The 16549-nt window shown below is 37.1% G+C and carries 17 protein-coding genes and 1 pseudogene; 8 read left to right on the top strand and 10 right to left on the bottom strand.

Annotated elements, in window-relative coordinates; all coding sequences use genetic code 11:
• The first annotated feature begins 313 nt into the window (after positions 1-313).
• The 6 genes and pseudogenes from Q0W26_RS08510 to rhuM all read left to right on the top strand — a co-directional run bounded on the left by Q0W26_RS08510 (position 314) and on the right by rhuM (position 4900).
• A complete protein-coding gene (locus Q0W26_RS08510; RefSeq protein WP_298523920.1) occupies positions 314-1447 on the top strand; it encodes a hypothetical protein in 1134 nt (377 codons plus the stop codon).
• 33 nt (positions 1448-1480) lie between these two features.
• Complete coding sequence (locus Q0W26_RS08505) at positions 1481-1969, top strand: nucleoside deaminase (protein WP_298523918.1); 489 nt, start codon at positions 1481-1483, stop codon at positions 1967-1969.
• A complete protein-coding gene (locus tag Q0W26_RS08500; RefSeq protein ID WP_298523916.1) occupies positions 1950-2336 on the top strand; it encodes a GNAT family N-acetyltransferase in 387 nt (128 codons plus the stop codon). Before Q0W26_RS08505 ends, Q0W26_RS08500 begins: the two co-directional genes overlap by 20 nt.
• Before the next feature lie 34 nt (positions 2337-2370).
• Complete coding sequence (locus tag Q0W26_RS08495; RefSeq protein ID WP_298523914.1) at positions 2371-3207, top strand: hypothetical protein; 837 nt, start codon at positions 2371-2373, stop codon at positions 3205-3207.
• A gap of 350 nt (positions 3208-3557) precedes the next feature.
• Positions 3558-3719 carry a hypothetical protein gene (locus Q0W26_RS08490; protein WP_298523913.1) on the top strand — a complete coding sequence of 54 codons (162 nt, stop codon included), beginning with the start codon at positions 3558-3560 and terminating at the stop codon, positions 3717-3719.
• 140 nt (positions 3720-3859) lie between these two features.
• Positions 3860-4900 (top strand): annotated as a pseudogene (gene rhuM, locus Q0W26_RS08485) (RhuM family protein).
• A gap of 75 nt (positions 4901-4975) precedes the next feature.
• Here the strand turns inward: rhuM and lysS are convergent.
• From lysS to Q0W26_RS08445, 8 genes are all read right to left on the bottom strand, one after another.
• The gene (lysS, locus tag Q0W26_RS08480; RefSeq protein ID WP_298523911.1) at positions 4976-6559 is read right to left on the bottom strand and encodes a lysine--tRNA ligase; all 1584 of its coding nucleotides are present in this window, start codon (positions 6557-6559) and stop codon (positions 4976-4978) included.
• A 100-nt stretch (positions 6560-6659) separates the two neighbouring features.
• The gene (locus tag Q0W26_RS08475) at positions 6660-7841 is read right to left on the bottom strand and encodes a proteasome-activating nucleotidase (protein ID WP_298523909.1); all 1182 of its coding nucleotides are present in this window, start codon (positions 7839-7841) and stop codon (positions 6660-6662) included.
• 180 nt (positions 7842-8021) lie between these two features.
• On the bottom strand, positions 8022-8153 hold the full coding sequence (locus Q0W26_RS08470) for a hypothetical protein (RefSeq protein ID WP_298523907.1): 132 nt from the start codon (positions 8151-8153) through the stop codon (positions 8022-8024).
• Between the two features lie 327 nt (positions 8154-8480).
• Positions 8481-8717: a hypothetical protein gene (locus tag Q0W26_RS08465; RefSeq protein ID WP_298523905.1), complete on the bottom strand. Its 237-nt coding sequence runs from the start codon at positions 8715-8717 to the stop codon at positions 8481-8483.
• A 689-nt stretch (positions 8718-9406) separates the two neighbouring features.
• A complete protein-coding gene (locus Q0W26_RS08460) occupies positions 9407-9982 on the bottom strand; it encodes a hypothetical protein (protein WP_298523903.1) in 576 nt (191 codons plus the stop codon).
• A gap of 319 nt (positions 9983-10301) precedes the next feature.
• Entirely contained in the window at positions 10302-11600 is a 1299-nt protein-coding gene (gene thiC, locus Q0W26_RS08455) for a phosphomethylpyrimidine synthase (protein ID WP_298523901.1), read from the bottom strand.
• A 246-nt stretch (positions 11601-11846) separates the two neighbouring features.
• Positions 11847-12761, bottom strand: coding sequence for a carbohydrate kinase family protein (locus tag Q0W26_RS08450; protein WP_298523899.1), 915 nt, complete (start codon positions 12759-12761; stop codon positions 11847-11849).
• Between the two features lie 152 nt (positions 12762-12913).
• Entirely contained in the window at positions 12914-13780 is an 867-nt protein-coding gene (locus Q0W26_RS08445) for a LysR family transcriptional regulator (protein WP_298523897.1), read from the bottom strand.
• A gap of 55 nt (positions 13781-13835) precedes the next feature.
• Between Q0W26_RS08445 and hxlB (Q0W26_RS08440) the strand changes: the two genes are divergently transcribed.
• A complete protein-coding gene (gene hxlB, locus Q0W26_RS08440; RefSeq protein ID WP_298523896.1) occupies positions 13836-14393 on the top strand; it encodes a 6-phospho-3-hexuloisomerase in 558 nt (185 codons plus the stop codon).
• Between the two features lie 120 nt (positions 14394-14513).
• A complete protein-coding gene (gene hxlB / locus Q0W26_RS08435; protein WP_298523894.1) occupies positions 14514-15104 on the top strand; it encodes a 6-phospho-3-hexuloisomerase in 591 nt (196 codons plus the stop codon).
• Here the strand turns inward: hxlB (Q0W26_RS08435) and fdhD are convergent, their stop codons facing one another.
• Both fdhD and Q0W26_RS08425 read right to left on the bottom strand, forming a co-directional pair.
• Positions 15105-15857, bottom strand: coding sequence for a formate dehydrogenase accessory sulfurtransferase FdhD (gene fdhD, locus Q0W26_RS08430; protein ID WP_342765343.1), 753 nt, complete (start codon positions 15855-15857; stop codon positions 15105-15107).
• 142 nt (positions 15858-15999) lie between these two features.
• Positions 16000-16549 (bottom strand): RNA-guided endonuclease TnpB family protein (locus tag Q0W26_RS08425; protein WP_298523890.1); only part of this gene is annotated, 550 nt, incomplete at its 5' end.

Raw genomic sequence — 16549 nt, 5'->3', positions numbered from 1 at the left:
CAACAAGCCCTTCCACTCTTTCGGCTAAATCCTTTGCCAAAGGCACTTCTGTTTCTGTTTCAACATCCCATCCTTTTGACCTAGCCTCATTGGCTATTTCGTATAGGTGATGGGTATCTTTCTCTAATCTGTCAAAATAATCCATGGTATCACAAAATCAATTCGGTAATATACTATTGATTCTCATGATATAATAATATTTGCAAGTGTGAAAATGCACTATTAAAAATAGTTAAATATGTTGTAAACTAAAAATTATATATTGTATTTAGTAGTTGAATTTTAGATTAATATTGCTATTTTGGTGATTTTAATGTCAGATGATAAACCAATAAATGCCATGATTGGCCAAAAAGTAAAATTAGATTTAGATAAAATTAGAAACAGAAAGAAAGAAGCCAAAGCAGTTGAGGAAACTGTTGAGGAACCTGTTGTTGAGGAAGTTCCTGTGGAAGAACCTGTTGTTGAAGAGGTAGTTGAGGAAGTTCCTGTGGAAGAACCTGTTGTTGAAGAGGTAGTTGAGGAAGCTGCTGTGGAAGAACCTGTTGTTGAAGAGGTAGTTGAGGAAGCTGCTGAAGAGGTTGCAGAAGAGGAAGTTCCTGCTGAGGAACCTGTTGTTGAGGAAGTTCCTGAAAAAGAGCCTGCTGCTGAAGAAGAAGCTCCTGAAGAAGAAGTGGTTGAAGAACCTGCTGTTGAGCAAACTGCTCCAAAGAAACCTAAAAAACAAAATTCAAAACAGCTGGATGATTTGAAAAGAAAACTCAAGGAAAAGGATGAAAAATTATCCAACCAGTCAAGCGAATTGAATTATTTAACCAATAAGATAATTCCGAAACTCAAAAAGGAAAACGCTGAACTCAATAGGCTCAAGACAGAACTGACCGATGCACTTGAAAAATCCACAAGAAAATACTTCGATCAACTGGACATCAATGCTGACTTAAGCAACAAAATCGGAAAGCTCGGAGCTGAAAGTGCTGTCAACAAGGTAAGGGCAGACAAGCTCGAAGCTGAAGTGGACACTATTAAAGAAGATCTTCAATCAAAAATTGATGAATACAAAGAAAAACTTGCAGCTGTTAATGTCAAGGATATTGAAAATGAAAACAAACAGCTAAGCAGTGAGCTTAAAGAAACCAAGGAAAAATTGGCCGATTCTAGAAAAGAAAACATTGAGCTTTCAGAAGAAGTCGATAAGTTGAGAGCAGAACTTATCGAAGTCGGTAACTACAAAGAAGAAGTTGACAAACAATACAAAAAAGAAATCGAAGAATATAAAGCGGAAATTTCTTCCCTTTCAACCCAACTTAAGGTTAAGGAAAGCAGTTACGACAAACTCTCCAATGAATCCAAAAGCACCATTTCCAAACTGAACAATGAAATCAAAAGGCTTGAGGATGAATTGGAAAACAAATCCAACAAAGGATTATTCAATAGATTAAGATGATTAAATTCATCTAATTTATTTCTTTTTTTTAACATGACAGATGATGCTTATTTCATGAACGAGGCTATTTTGGAAGCTGAAAAGTCATTGTCCGAAGGCGGCCTTCCAATAGGTGCCGTTCTGGTTAAGGATAATGAAATTATTTCAAGAGGCCATAACCGGCTGATTCAGAACGATTCTGTAATATTGCATGCCGAGATGGATGCCATAGAGAATGCCGGGCGTCTTGATTATGAGGATTATGTTGAGTGCACTCTCTATACCACATTGTCGCCATGCCCGATGTGCTCTGGAGCAGTAATATTGTATAATATTCCTCGTGTAGTGATTGGCGAGAATACGACACTGATGGGTGCCGAGAATTTATTGGAGTGCAACGGCGTTGAAGTTGTTGTGCTGGATGATTCAAGATGCAGGGACTTGTTTTTGAAATTTACCTGCAATAACTGTGAAATCTGGGACAAGGAGCTTAAAAAGGTAGGAAACACAACGGAGGCAAAAGATGGAAATAGTAGTGACTGACGAGAGGGATGAAAGGTTTATAGAATTCTGCGATTCATTCGGATGCTTTATCGATGATCCTCAGGTTGTGCTGCTTCTTGTGAGCTTCGGAAAAACTGTTGGTTGTACAAGCTTTAAAGTGTATGATGGCGATTCATGCGAGATTACTACCCTGTTTTTGAACTCCTATGATGAACGTGAAAAGATAGCATACAAGTTGATTAGACAGCTTGAAAAGATTGCTGCTGACTATGAATTCAAGAGCGTTGTCGTCACATTTGAAAGCAGAGATGACATTCTCATCGAGATTTTTGAAAAACTGGATTATAGTCTTGTTGAAAATGCAGATGAGATTCTCTACAGGAAGGAATTCAAAAGTTTAATTTAAATTTCGTTTTACTTTGAAGATATTTTAATAATGGATGGGCAATACATTTGAAGAAACTCTCTCACACAAGGCTTCAAACGCCACAGCTGTGATAAATGTCCTATCAACTATCAATGCAACTAATGTCGTCAAGCTTTATGGAAGCGGAACACAGTACTTTGCAATGTTCTACACTTCAGAAGGCTCAGCACTGGGAAATGCTGAGGTCAGCTTCACTCTAAACGGCAAGACATACAAGGTCAAGACCCTTCCGAACGGCGTTGTAAGGCTCAACATCAACATCAACCCCGGAACATATAAGATAACTGCAATAAACCCGCAGACAAAGGAGAAAGCTGTCAATAACATCAGAATCTATGCAAAGATCATGGAAAACAAGGACCTGACACAGTACTATGGAGCCAACAAATCCTTCAAGGTCAGAATATACAACGCAACAACCGGAAAAGCGGACGGCTCAGGCGTCAAGGTCACATTCAAAGTAAACAAAAAGACATACACAGTAAAAACAAATAAAAATGGCTATGCATCCTTAAAAATCAGGTTAAAACCTGGCCAATACACAATAACAACAAAATATGCAGGATACAAGGTGTCCAACAAAATCACCGTAAAGCCGGTCCTGACGGCTTCAAACATCATAGGCAAGAACATCAAAACCCTCAAGTTCAAGGCCAAGCTTGTAGACAAGAACGGCAAGGCACTCAAGGGCAAAACTATAAAGTTCAAGTTCAGGGGAAAAACATATTCTGCCAAAACCAACAGTAAAGCTGTTGCAACAGTAATACTGAAGAACCTGAGGGTCGGCAAATATAAAATAATTTCAAGCTACGGCAAGTCAAAAATCACAAACTCCATAAAAATCAGGTAGTGAATGTAGATGCATCACTGCTAATATTTTAATTTTTATCTTAGAATCAATTTAATTGAATGTTGCTATCATTATTTCATAGGTATTTTCAAAAGCTTAATGGTTAATTGATTGTAATTTTCATTTAATCGTTCTTTGAAAGTGCCTTGAAATTCATAATTGCTGTGAGTCTGTAAAATTGTTCTCGCTTCGTAAAATTGTAATTAGTCTGCAATATTGCTTTCATTCTAAAGAAAAACTTTATTAATCATTGAATATAATGTTATAACAGGAATATGGTTTTAATAAATTGAAAAAAAGTTTGTAAATCATAATAAAATTTCTTCGACAACAAAGAGGAGGTAATCCTGTTGAAAATTAAAAGGAAAGTCACAGAAGAGGATATAGTGGGATTAATCAAAAGGAAACTTCCCTACAATAGTGTCGAAATTAAAAAAAGAGGGTCAAAAGGATTAAAATGGTTTGATTTAATGTATATTAAGTCCTTTGATTATGATTTTGACCAGGATTGAATTGTGGGCAGGTGTAAGTTTAAGCTATGTCTGGCTTGTCGCACAAATACTTTTCAATTGCTCTTACCAAAATTGAATTAATACTTATCATAAAATATAAGTTCAATTATAAAATACTAATTTAAATTTGAGGAATCAACATGTCTGATTTTAAACTAATCGAAAAATTACTGTATAAAAGCGAACAACAAGATGTTGAAGGTGAATTTCTGATTGGTGATGAAACACTATGGGCTAGCAGAAGTGTTGTTGCTGAAATATTTGGTACAGATAAAACAAATATATCCAAGCATTTTGCAAACATAGTTCAAGAAGGCGAGCTGGAAGAAAATGAAGTTAGCATGTCTTCCAAAGAACTGTTTAAAGATAATATAGAGTTTAGTGAAAAATCCTCACTAAACTCTAAAAATGGGGGAAGGCCTCAAAAATGGTATAATTTGGATGCTATGATATCAATAGGATATAGAATCAGCAGTAAAGAAGCAACACACTTTCGTAAATGGGCCAATAAGATTTTAAAAGAATATATGATAAAAGGTTTTGTCATTGATAAGGAACTCCTCAAAAAGGGAGGCAGATTCACCGAAGACTACTTTGATGAGTTGCTTGAAACTATTCGTGAAATAAGGGCCTCTGAAAGAAGATTCAACTAAAAAATAACAGACATATATGCAACAAGTTTTGATTATGATAAAGATGCTGAAATCACTCAAAAATTCTTTGCTAGCGTTCAAAACAAATTAATTTATGCGGTTAGTAACCATACTGCTGCAGAAATAATAGAAACACGCAGCGACAGTGAAAAACTCCATATGGGATTAACATCCTGGAAAAAGGCGCCAAACGGAAAAATAATCCAGAGTGATGTTGTAATCTCAAAAAACTATTTGAACCAAAAAGCGCTGTCAAGACTGAATAGTTTAGTTGAAGGTTTTTTAAACCTGGCAGAATCCCGTGCTGAAGATAAAATCCCAATGGGAATGAAAGACTGGAAAGAACTGTTGGATGATTATATCAAACTTAGAAGACTGCCAATCTTAGTTGGAAAAGGCAAAATATCTGCTGAAGAAGCAAGAGTCCATGTTCTTGAAAAATATGAGAAGTTCAGAGTCATTCAGGATCAAAACTTCATTTCCGATTTTGATCAGATGATTTTGGACATAAAAAGATTGGAAGGATAATTATCCTAATGCCTGATATTTTCAGACATTTTGAATGAATAATTTTTAGAGTTAAAAAAAGAAAAATTTAAAAGATTAAGCTTCCTGTCTTAATCTTTTTACAACAAAGTCTTTATCTAAGCTCAAGAGGAATGATGCTGCTCTTGGGCCCTGTTTTTGACCGAGAATCATTTTATAGATTGCCTGGAAACCTTTTTGCGGTTTCAATTCTTGAGCTTCCAGAATTCCGTACATCGCATCGTGAAGTGCAGTTGCATCTTCAAACTCGGTTGACTCAATCAAATCAGCCAAAGCAGTTAAGAATTTGGTTTGTTCATCAGTCAATGGTAATTTAGGAATGCTTTTCTCCTGCACTTGGAATTTAACGAATTTAGGTGCGTAAGTGTCTAACCAATATTTGACATTATCAACCCTTTCACGGTATTGTGCCATTTCTGTTTCAGTCAAATCACCAAATTCTTTGTCTTTAAAGCTTTTAGTCAATTGGGAATTCCTCTTAAGGATATCAAAGATTTTCTCCAAATCGTCACCTGCAATCTGATAGGCATTTACCAGGAATCTGAACGGAGGTCTGAAAGGCAAAGGACTGCCTTCGTTGATTTGCACGATTTCATAGATTTCCTTGAATTTCCTTTTCTCTTTTTCGGACGGTGCTTCAACTTCATCGTAGAACACTTTTTCTACAGTATCAAATTGATCAATAAAGTCTAAGAAAGGCATTTTTGGTGAGAAATCTTTTGCCTTCATAGGTTTTGATCTGAAGAGATAATAGTGGAGACTTTCGGCAGGTCCGATTTTAAGCCATTCTTCAGGTGCGAAGAACACTCCGTGGGATTTACTCATCGCTTCGCCGTCAAGTGTAATCCATTCGTATGGCACCGGATATGGTGCAGGATAGTCGAAGATTTTCTCGGAGATTACGCTACTTACGTCGTATGATCCTCCGCTTGCTGCGTGGTCTTTTCCGAATGGTTCACAGGTTGTTCCGAATATTTTCCATCTTGCCGCCCATTCGACTCTCCAGGTGAGCTTACCGTTCCCGGATTTGATGTCCATTTCACCTTCATGGCCGCATTCGCATCTGTATTTGATGATGTCTCCATCGTAATCGTAAGCATAAGTGGTATTTACACGTCCGCATTCATCACAGATTGGGTTGTATGGAAGCCAGTCGTCAGCCAGAGGCTCTCTTCTGTACTGGTTGAAGATTTCCTTTATTTCCTCAACTTTTTCAAGTGAGGTTCTGATGTAATCGTTATAGTCGCCGTTTTTATACATTTCAAAGCCGGATTTGGTTTCCATTTCAATTCCGTAGTCATCCATCACTGAAAGCAAAGGCTTTTCGAAGTGCTCAACGAAGTTTGCGCAGCATCCGTCAGGACATGGAATGACTGAGTACGGCATTCCAAGGTATTTGTCATATGATTCAGGTAATGGATATGGAACTTTCCTTAATGGGTCGTGGTCATCTGCAATCCATATTGTTTTGGCCTTTTTTCCTTTTTCCCTTAATTTCTTTCCGATTCCGTTGGCTACAAATATGTCGCAGGAGTTTCCGATGTGTATTGAACCTGAAATTGAGGTTCCACTCGCAATGACATGCTCTTCTACATCCATTTTACTTAATTCATTAGCTATGTTTTCTATCCAATGTGTCATCTAATCTCACCATTAATAATAAAAAAATTATCGTAAAATAAGTATACTAATTAATTTATGTCATTATTAATATAAAAAGATTAGTTTAATTTAAACTAATCTAGATGTTGTCCATAATCTTGTCGATTGCATCAAGGAAATCCTTGGCGATGACCTGCTTTCGCTCGGACCTTATCGCAAACATTCCCGCTTCGGTGCACACCGCCTTGAGGTCAGCTCCGGAGAGGCCTTCTGTAAGCTCGCTTATCATGTCAAGGTCAATGTTCTCATCGATTTTCATCTTTGAGGTGTGGATTTCAAGGATTCTGGCTCTGCTTTCCTTTACCGGGTTCGGCACTTCGATTGTCCTGTCAAACCTGCCGGGTCTTAAAAGTGCCTCATCGAGAATGTCCGGACGGTTTGTTGCACCTATGATTCCCACATCCCCTCTTGAGTCAAATCCGTCAAGTTCGGCCAACAATTGCATTAATGTTCTTTGAACCTCTCTGTCGGCGCCTTCGCTGCTTGCAACCCTTTCGGTTCCGATGGCGTCAATCTCGTCGATGAATATGATTGCAGGGCTTTTTTCCTTTGCAAGCTCAAAGACGTCACGAACGATTTTTGAGCCTTCTCCAAGGTACTTGTTGACGAATTCAGAGGCCACAATCTTTATGAAGGTTGCATTGGTTTCATTTGCAACTGCCTTTGCAAGCAATGTCTTTCCGGTTCCCGGCGGTCCGTAGAGAAGGATTCCCTTTGGAGGGTCGATTCCGATTTCCTTGAATATTTCTGGATTCTTGATTGGAAGCTCGACGGTTTCCTTGACCTCTGTAATCTGCCCGTCCAGACCTCCGATGTCAGCATATGTTGTCTCGGGCTTTTCATCAATCTCCATGGCCGCCACGTTCTTGTCCTTTTTAGCTGGAAATACGCTGACGACGCCCAGATTCTTTTGGTTTAATGCCACTCTTGCACCGGGTATGAGCAATTCCTTTTTGATTGAACCGGGATAGGTAACCAAAAATTCATGGCCGACGGCGCCCTGAATTCCCACCTGCTTGTCATCAAAAACTTCTGTCACTGTTGCAAGAATCAACGGGGTCTTCTTAAATGAGTTAATTTCGCCTTTAAGTTCCCTGATTTTACCTTCCATCTGGCGGTTGCTAATGTTTGTTTTCAGTTGTTCGCCTTCAATGCTTCTTAATTTTTCCATTAACTCGTCAACGGTCTTTTCATTTTCCTCTTTTAGCAGATCAATTGTTTCAAGCAATTCCTCTTTTGAAAATTCATCCATGGACTCCATTAATAGTTCCTCCTAATGTTTAACAGTGTTAATTTTTAATTATGATTAGTTTGTATTTTGGAGATATATGCTATTTTTTATAATCATTGTCAAAAAGCCAAAGTGTCAGTGTTAATGTAAAAAGAGTCGTTAAAAAGTCATAAAAGGAAATAGTTAATGTTTAATAGAACTTAAACATCACTATAAATGTTCTAATAATTCATCAATCTCCTCTTGAGTTAACAGATTAGGGATGCTTAAAATTTCATCAATGAAAGCATCTCTTCCTCTATTAACTTCAAATCTTTCTATTTCAAATTTTTCTTCAAACATTTTTATACCTCAATCAAATGGTCAATTAATTCTCTGTGCAGATTGGAAATGAGAATTGTCCTTTAAAATCACGTCCTTAAGCTTTTATGGATTTCGTACATTTCATTTTGTGAAAATTCATTTCCAGATTCATAAATTTCTAGATAAAATTCATGTCTGTAATCTTCGTATCTACTTTTGAAGTTGTTTTTAAACTCTTCATATTTTTCCAATTCTTCTTTAGAAAAGTGATTAATTAATCTGATTTTTGCGTTCCATATTTCGATGAATAAATCAAATAGTTCTAATGCAAAGTCATAATGTCCAAATAAGTTGTTTTTACAGTTTTTATAAATTATATATATATAAAATTTTGTCTGAAGTACCTAGGAAATAATCTAATTCATCCTGCAGAACTTCACATTTTTCTAACATTAATGCTATTTCATTAAATCTATTATCCAATTCAAAGAAGATATCAAAATTGGGGTTATTTGAGTTTATTATTGTTTTAAGTTGTTCTTCATACTCCTTTAGTTTACATTGTAATGTGGAATCATATTTCGGAGAAATTTTTGATGTCATATTTGTTTCTCATTAATTTAGTTGCATGATTTGAATTCTAGAATGCTTAGAAATGAATGATTATGTTCTAAAATTATATCAATTATTTCACTGTCAGCTGAAACAAAAGTTAAATTGTTGTGTTTAAGTCCACAATCATGTGCATCAATGACTATTTTATAGTCCGGTGAGTGAACTCCCCAATCTTTCAATTGTTTTACGTAGCCTATATATCTTTTATAGTTATCTAGACCACAATCATGGAGTTTCATTATTTTATTTAATTGTTTATTCCTGTTGAAGTATATTATTTCAAAATCATAGGCAAAATCAATGAATTTTGAATAAACTAATTCAGCAATCCCTTCAGAAAAATGATATTTATTCCAAAATTCTTCAAGAATTTTTTGTTGCTTATGTCTATCTAATTCACAGTTATTTGTTGTTTAAGGAGGAAATTTTCAAAATCAAAATAATTTATGAAATCATGCTGATTTGTTTCCAAAGAAGATTTACAATAGGATAAGAAAACATTCATATCATCAATTATGTCATTCAATGTTTTCTTGTATTCTTGTTGGACTAGGTTAGACCAAAAAATAGAATCAGTGGAATGGTTATTTATAAATGTCTTTGATGGTTTATGCAACCTATCATGTATAACTGTATATCCTATTGGAATGTTTGTATCGGTAAAAAAGTTCATTACATCAGCTCCTTAATTGTTCATGAATTTTATACATTTCTTCTTCAGTAAAATCACCACTAGGTTGGTAAATGTAACTGTAAAAGATACATCGATAGTCCCAATATCTTTCTTTGAAGCTTTTTTCTAATCTTTTAAACTCATCGGTAGTGGTTTTCCCTGTTTTATAAAATTCTAAATTGGTTTTAAATAATTCCATAAAAAAGTTGAATAATTCGACGGTGAAATCACAATGCCCAAATGTCGAATCAGTGGAATTTTGGCGAACAATGTATAGGATATAATCTTTGATTGAGATGAAATAGCAATGTTCCTTACGTAATTTCAATTCTTTTAGTTTCATTGAAATTTCCCGAAATTGTAGCTTCAATTCATCATAGAAACTAAAATTAGAAATTTCCCTAATTTCGTTGGTTTTTAATTTTACAAAGCATTTAAGTTTATCAAATCCTTCTTTTATCAATTCTTTTATTTTAGAGACAATATCTGGGTCATATTCAATGGTAATGTCGTTGTTCCCATTATTATACATAATTTTTTCTTCCAAAATATGGTTGGATATTCTTATGTTTTCAATCATATATAAAGATTTTCCCAAGTAAAAGATTTTAAAGGCATTATTTATTTTATTATGAAATATTATATCTTATTTTTAAAATTGCAGTCATTTCGTAAAATTGTTCCCACTTTGTAAAATTGTCGTGGCAGAAACATCACATAAATATTTTTTGGTTAACATTAACGCTGGCGATTTATCATTTCAATGTCAAATTCAACAGGCGGATATATCCCCCATTAAAAATCAATGTCAAAAAGCCAAAGTGTCAATGTTAATGTAAAAAAAGAGTCGATTAAATCAAAGCTAAAAATAAAAAAAGAAGTTAAATAGATAATAATATCTATTTAATAAGGTCGGAATCGGATTGGTCCAACCATTCGTTAACGATTTTTACTGCACAGTAGTTACCGCACATTGTACATGTGTCTTCCTCTTCAGGAGGTCTTTGGTCCCTTTTTGCACGTGCAGCTTCTGGAAACATTGCACATTCGTATTGTGCTTCCCAGTCAAGTCTTTTTCTTGCTTCAGCCATAGCTAAATCCTGTGAACCGTCGATTTGACCACTTGCAAGGTCTCCAGCGTAAGCCCCGATTTTGGTTGCAATTACTCCTTCCCTTACATCATCAGGGTTAGGCAATGCCAGGTGCTCTGCTGGGGTTACGTAACAGATGAAGTCTGCTCCGGCTTTTGCAGAGGATGCTGCTCCGATTGCAGATACGATATGGTCGTATCCCGGTGCAACGTCACACACAATAGGTCCTAACATATAGAATGGAGCGTTTGAACACATTTTCTTTTGAATCATCACGTTTGTTGGAATCTCGTTGATTGGGATGTGTCCCGGTCCTTCAATCATACATTGAACGCCTGCTTCACGTGACCTGTCGATGAGTTCCCCTAAGATGATGAGTTCTTGTATCTGTGCCCTGTCGGTTGAATCTGCAATGGATCCTGCCCTCATACCGTTTGCAAGGGATAGTACAACGTCATGCTCTTTTGCGATTTCCAAAACGTAATCGAAGTTAGCGTATAATGGGTTTTCCTTTTCGTTTTCGACAATCCATCCGGACATGAATGAACCTCCTCTTGAAACGAGTCCTGTTACACGGCCTTGTCTTTTGAGTCTGGTTAATGTTTCGATGTTTATACTACTGTGGACTGCCATAAAGTCGATACCGTCTTTTGCCTGCTTTTCGATGGTGTTGAAAAGATCATCTTCAGTCATGTAGATTACAGATCCGTCCCTTCTTATGCTTTCGATTGCTGCCTGATAGACTGGCACTGAACCTACTGGGAGTGGGGACATGTCCAGCACTCTTCTTCTGATTACGTCAAGCTCTCCGCCGATACTCAGTTCCATAAGGCAGTCTGCACCGTGGTCGATTGCAATCTGTGCCTTTTTCACTTCTTCGTCAAAGTCTACAATATCGGTTGAGGTACCTACGGTTGCGTTTACTTTTGTTCTCAGTCCTGCACCGATACCTGATGCCTCGATGTCTCTGTTCACGTTGCTTGGTATTACGATAGTACCTTGAGCTACTGATTTTAGAATGAAATCTTCTGATACGCCTTCTATTTCTGCGACGTGTTTCATTTCATCGGTTAAAATGCCTTTTTTTGCATCGCTAATTTGTGTCATTATTTTCCTCCTTTGTCAATAGATTAAACAGTCAAATTAATTTTATTTTATTTTCATCAAAGATTGATATTGTGTTATATTTATTTAATAGTATTTAAATTAATTGGATTATTGTTAATTCAAACTTTATTGATATGTTTCAATTTTTTTTTAAAAAACAGTAATTTTTCGTTAAGTATAACAAAATTAAAGGCATATTGATAAAAATAAAGTTAGCTTTAAAAAAAATAAAAAAAGAGAAGGAATTCAGTAGAATTCATTCATTCTTTCAAACACATCATCAAATGTTGGCATATTGGTTTGACAGCCTTGATGTTCAATGATGAATGATGAAACGGTTGATGCAAACTTGGCTGATTCTTCCAGTGATTCGCCGTTTAGGAATCTTGACAGGAATCCAGCCCTGTAGGAATCTCCGGCACCGGTAGGATCAACAACATCAGTGTTGATTGCATCGATTTTGATTTTGTCTTCACTGGAATATATCTCACTGCCGTTGGAACCGCAGGTCTTGACGATTATCTTAGGTCCAAGTTCCCTGAGTCCGTCCAAATCGACTTCCAAAGCCACTAAAATCCTTTCGATTTCATGATGGTTTCCGAAAAGGATTGTAGTGTTTTCGATGACGTCCCTTAGTTTTTTGGTTTCATATATTCCAAGGTCTTGGCCAGGGTCAAAAGAAACAAGAAGGTCTTGGTCCTTTGCCTCTTCGGAGCATTTCCAGTTGAAGTCAGGGTCTCCTGTTGCAAGGTGAATAGCTTCGGCGTTCTTTATCGCTGCTGCCGGGACCTTGCTTTCTGCAAATTCACGTGCTGCTCCCCAGTAGAAATAGCTGATCTGGTCGTCGTTATCGTCGGTTAAAACGAATGCTGTAGGTGTGGCTTCACCTGGAACAATGATGAGTGAATCAGTGTCGATACCTAAATTTTGCATGTGTTCGTAGTATTCTGTCTTTTTAAAATCACCGCCGACGGCTGAAACCAGTGAGGTTTTCAGACCCAGTTTCGCTCCAACACAGGCAACGTTCGCTGCTGCTCCACCGTTAAAGGTTTTCATGTTGGTAATTGGTGCGGAGAAGTTTGCTTTTGGAAATTCAGGCACTCTAATAATGTAATCATGAGCAGAGTGACCAACTGCTAGTAAATCTCTGTTTTTAACCATAATATCGCCTTTTAGTCTTTCAATTTTATATTGTATCTTATCGTTATTTAATGTTTGGAATGTGTGCATATGCACAAAATCACAGGTGTGTAAAATAGATATATAATTTAATATAATTCAGATTTTGCCGAGAGCATTTGAAAAGTATTATTCTAGATAGGTTCAAAACCCTGATTTTCGATTTCTTTCTGCCCGGCATTCAGCAGATATTCGATGAATTCGTCAACTTCATCCTTATCTTCGTTTACCTTAACCAGACTGATGACATGTCGTGTATCAAACTTCAAAAGCTCGTTTCCCTTGAAGTAGCTGGCATTCAAAAAGCAGTTGAGGTTTTCAGAATTCCTCACCAGCTTGAAGGCGTCGAACTGTGAGTTGACCTTGTACTTTATGTTGTAGTCGATGTCGTAATGCTTCAGGGTGTTCCAGGCAAGCCTTTGGGCAGACCCTGTAACGTTTACAAAGTCCAGGCCGTTCAAATCACTGATGTTCCTGATTTCCTTTGAATTAGGACTTGTTATCAGAACAAGATAGTCGTAGGCTATAGGAGTGAAGTCGATGTCCCTCTCATATGCTATCAATGGATCGTCCAGTGTCAGGATATCAACAGCGCCTCGTTTGGCAAGTTCGAATGCGTCCCTGTCGCTGCTGCTGTAGATGTTGGTGTTAAACGGATGCTTTATTGTCTCAAGAAGCCCTGAACTGATGTGTCCGCCTGCAATGTTGATGTTGGTGGTCTTTTCAATCTTAACCATGTACTTCTGGTATTCCTCAAGAAGCCTGATGCCTTCCTTTGTAAGCAATGTGCCGTTTCCTGCCTGTCGGGTAATGCTCAATCCCAATTTCTCTTCAGCTTTCAGCAGTCTTCTGTTGAACACAGTATGTGAAATTCCGAGCTCTTTTGCGGATTTCCGCTGGGACTTTGTCCTTGACAGTGACTCCAGACTTTGGTAGAGCTTGTAGTCATAGATTTCACCATCTATTTCGAGGCTTATCAGTCCCTTACTTTTCAATCTCATTAATATTATATAATGACGAATTCAAATATAATCATAACTGTATTGGGTTGATAAGATGGAAATAATTAATTCTTCTATGGATGCAATATTGGAAAATATCACTGATGCAAGACAATCTCTTGATGATGACTCCCTTAAGGAATTCGAAAGCGTTATCTTGCATGTAAATAACATATTCGTAGCCGGAATCGGAAGGTCCGGCCTTGTGGCGAAAGCTTTTGCAATGAGGCTGATGCATATAGGATTCAGCCCATATGTTGTCGGCGAGACAATATCTCCATCAATATTCGAAAACGACTGTTTGGTTGTCATTTCAGGTTCAGGCGAAACAAACACTGTAGTTTCCGCTGCTAAAATAGCTAAAGACAGGGGATCCAAGGTATTGGCCGTTACTTCATATCCTGATTCTACTCTTGGCCGACTGGCCGACTGTTGTCTGTATGTTAAGGGAAGGATCAACCGGGAAGATGAGGATGAAAACTACCTCAAGCGTCAAATTCATGGTAACTACACCCTATTGACTCCTTTAGGTACAGCATTTGAACTGACTGCTCTGCTATTTTTGGATGCATTGGTCTTTGATTTGATGGAAAAAAAGGAAATGGGTCTATAATTTAATCATTGCCTGAAGTAATTTTGCCGTTATTCTCATTATAAGTGAAATTTCAATAATTATATATAACTATTAAATCTAAATATATTATGTTGTTAACTAGTTTTGGATTGATAAAAAATGGACATAATGAAGACTTCAATTGGGGCAATATTGAATAATATTGAAAAGGCTGAAGAGTATTTGGAAGAGGATAAAATCGATGAGTTTGAGGATGCCATCATCGGTGCGAAAAACGTTTTCGTAACCGGTGCCGGAAGGTCCGGGCTTGCCGCAAAGGCATTTGCTATGAGACTGATGCATCTGGGATTAAGCGCATATGTTGTAGGGGAAACAATATCTCCGGCGATTCATGCTGATGACTGCATCGTTGCCATTTCAGGTTCAGGTGAAACAAACACTATCGTTTCAGCCGCAAAAATAGCTAAAAATAGAGGTTCCACAGTATTGGCTGTCACTTCATATCCGGAATCAACCCTTGGACAGCTCGCCGACTGTTATCTTTTTGTTAAAGGTCGTAAAAATCAGGAGGAAGATGATGAGAATTACATGAAACGTCAAATTCATGGTAACTATACTTCACTCACTCCTTTAGGTACTGCATTTGAACTGACCACATTGGTGTTTTTGGATGCTATAGTGTCTGAGCTAATGGAGAAAATGAAGCAGACAGAAAGCGACCTTAAATCAAGACATGCTGTTTTGGAGTAATCAGTCAAAAATTACTCTGTTCTGATTATTGTACACGTTACAGCGTTGGCCTCTTAGGAATCCAACCAATGTAACATTACCTTTTTTTGCAATGTTGTATCCTGAATTAGCGGGAGCTGCGTTAGATGCCAGTATAGGCACACCTGCCCTTGTCATCTTGATTACCATGTCTGCAGGCATCCTTCCGCTGTAGATTACATATGAGTTTGACAAATCAAAACCATTTAATAAACCGTATCCGATTACCTTATCCACAGCAACGTGGCGGCTCACATCTTCTTTCACGATAAACTGCCCATCATGAACGATTCCTGCAACATGTGTTCCTCCTGTTGCCTGCCAGATTTCGGCGTTGTCCTTAAGCTCTTCAATTCTGTCGATAAGTTCGCTGACGTGGACCTGAAAATCGGATTCAACAGGATTGACCTGCTTTATTTTGCTTCTCCATCCTCCTGCGGAATCGGAACACAGCACTGTTTCGTTTGTCTTTAAAAGGGCATCGTCGATTTCGGCATGAATCTGGATGCCGTCAACTTCAATTTTCTTGATTGCATCCATCGAATTCACCATGTTCTCGTTGAAAAGGTATCCGACTGCAAATTCCTCAAGTGAATCCTCGATAGCGGACATGCTGCGGCTTATGTCGTTGTTGATTGTTAATGTTATTGTTTCATCCTGGACCACATTCTCTTTGGCATTTTGGGCTTTGCCGTTCTTATAGTTGATTGCATCTATCTCTTCAATTTTCATGATTCTCACTTTAGACTTTTACTTAATGTTTGTACCATTTTGTAAAAAATATTCTTGGGCTGTTATACTCTTGTGAGTATAAGAATTTACCAAGCTATCCCCCGTTGTCTTACGGGTTCATATTATAAAAAATATTTATTTTTATTTATAATATTAATTTTTTTCCTTCTTTTAGTATGTTTTTTGCTGCGTTGATGTCTCTGTGGTGTGTTATTCCACAGAGTGGACAGGTCCATTTGCGCATTTCTAGTGTTAAATCTTTGTATTGGTATCCGCAACGGTTGCATGTTTGGCTGGAAGGATAAAATCGATTGATTTGTACGAATTTTTTTCCGTACCATTCGGCTTTGTATTTGATCATCCGTACTAGTTTGTACAGGTTTATTCTTTGTAATTTTGGTGACCATTTTTTGTTTTGAAACATTCCTTTGACGTTTAGGTTTTCCATTGATATTACGTCGTAGTTTGTTACTAGTTTTTTGCTTATTTTGTGGTATCTGTCTTTGATTTTGTTGTTTCTTTTGTTTAGCCATTTGTGGTATGTTTTTAGTGTTTTTTTGTAGTTTTCGCTCATGTATTCTTTTCTTGATAATTTTTTCTGGTATTTTTTAATCATTTCCTCTTCTTTTTTTATGTCTAATTGTTCTATTTCTTTGCCGTTGGAGAGTATTGCTAGTTTTTTGAATCCTAAATCA

Origin of the sequence: uncultured Methanobrevibacter sp., from assembly GCF_947169325.1 — an archaeon.
GTDB lineage: Archaea > Methanobacteriota > Methanobacteria > Methanobacteriales > Methanobacteriaceae > Methanocatella.
Note: the sequence above shows the minus strand (reverse complement) of the source record. Positions and strands in the feature narration are given on the sequence as shown.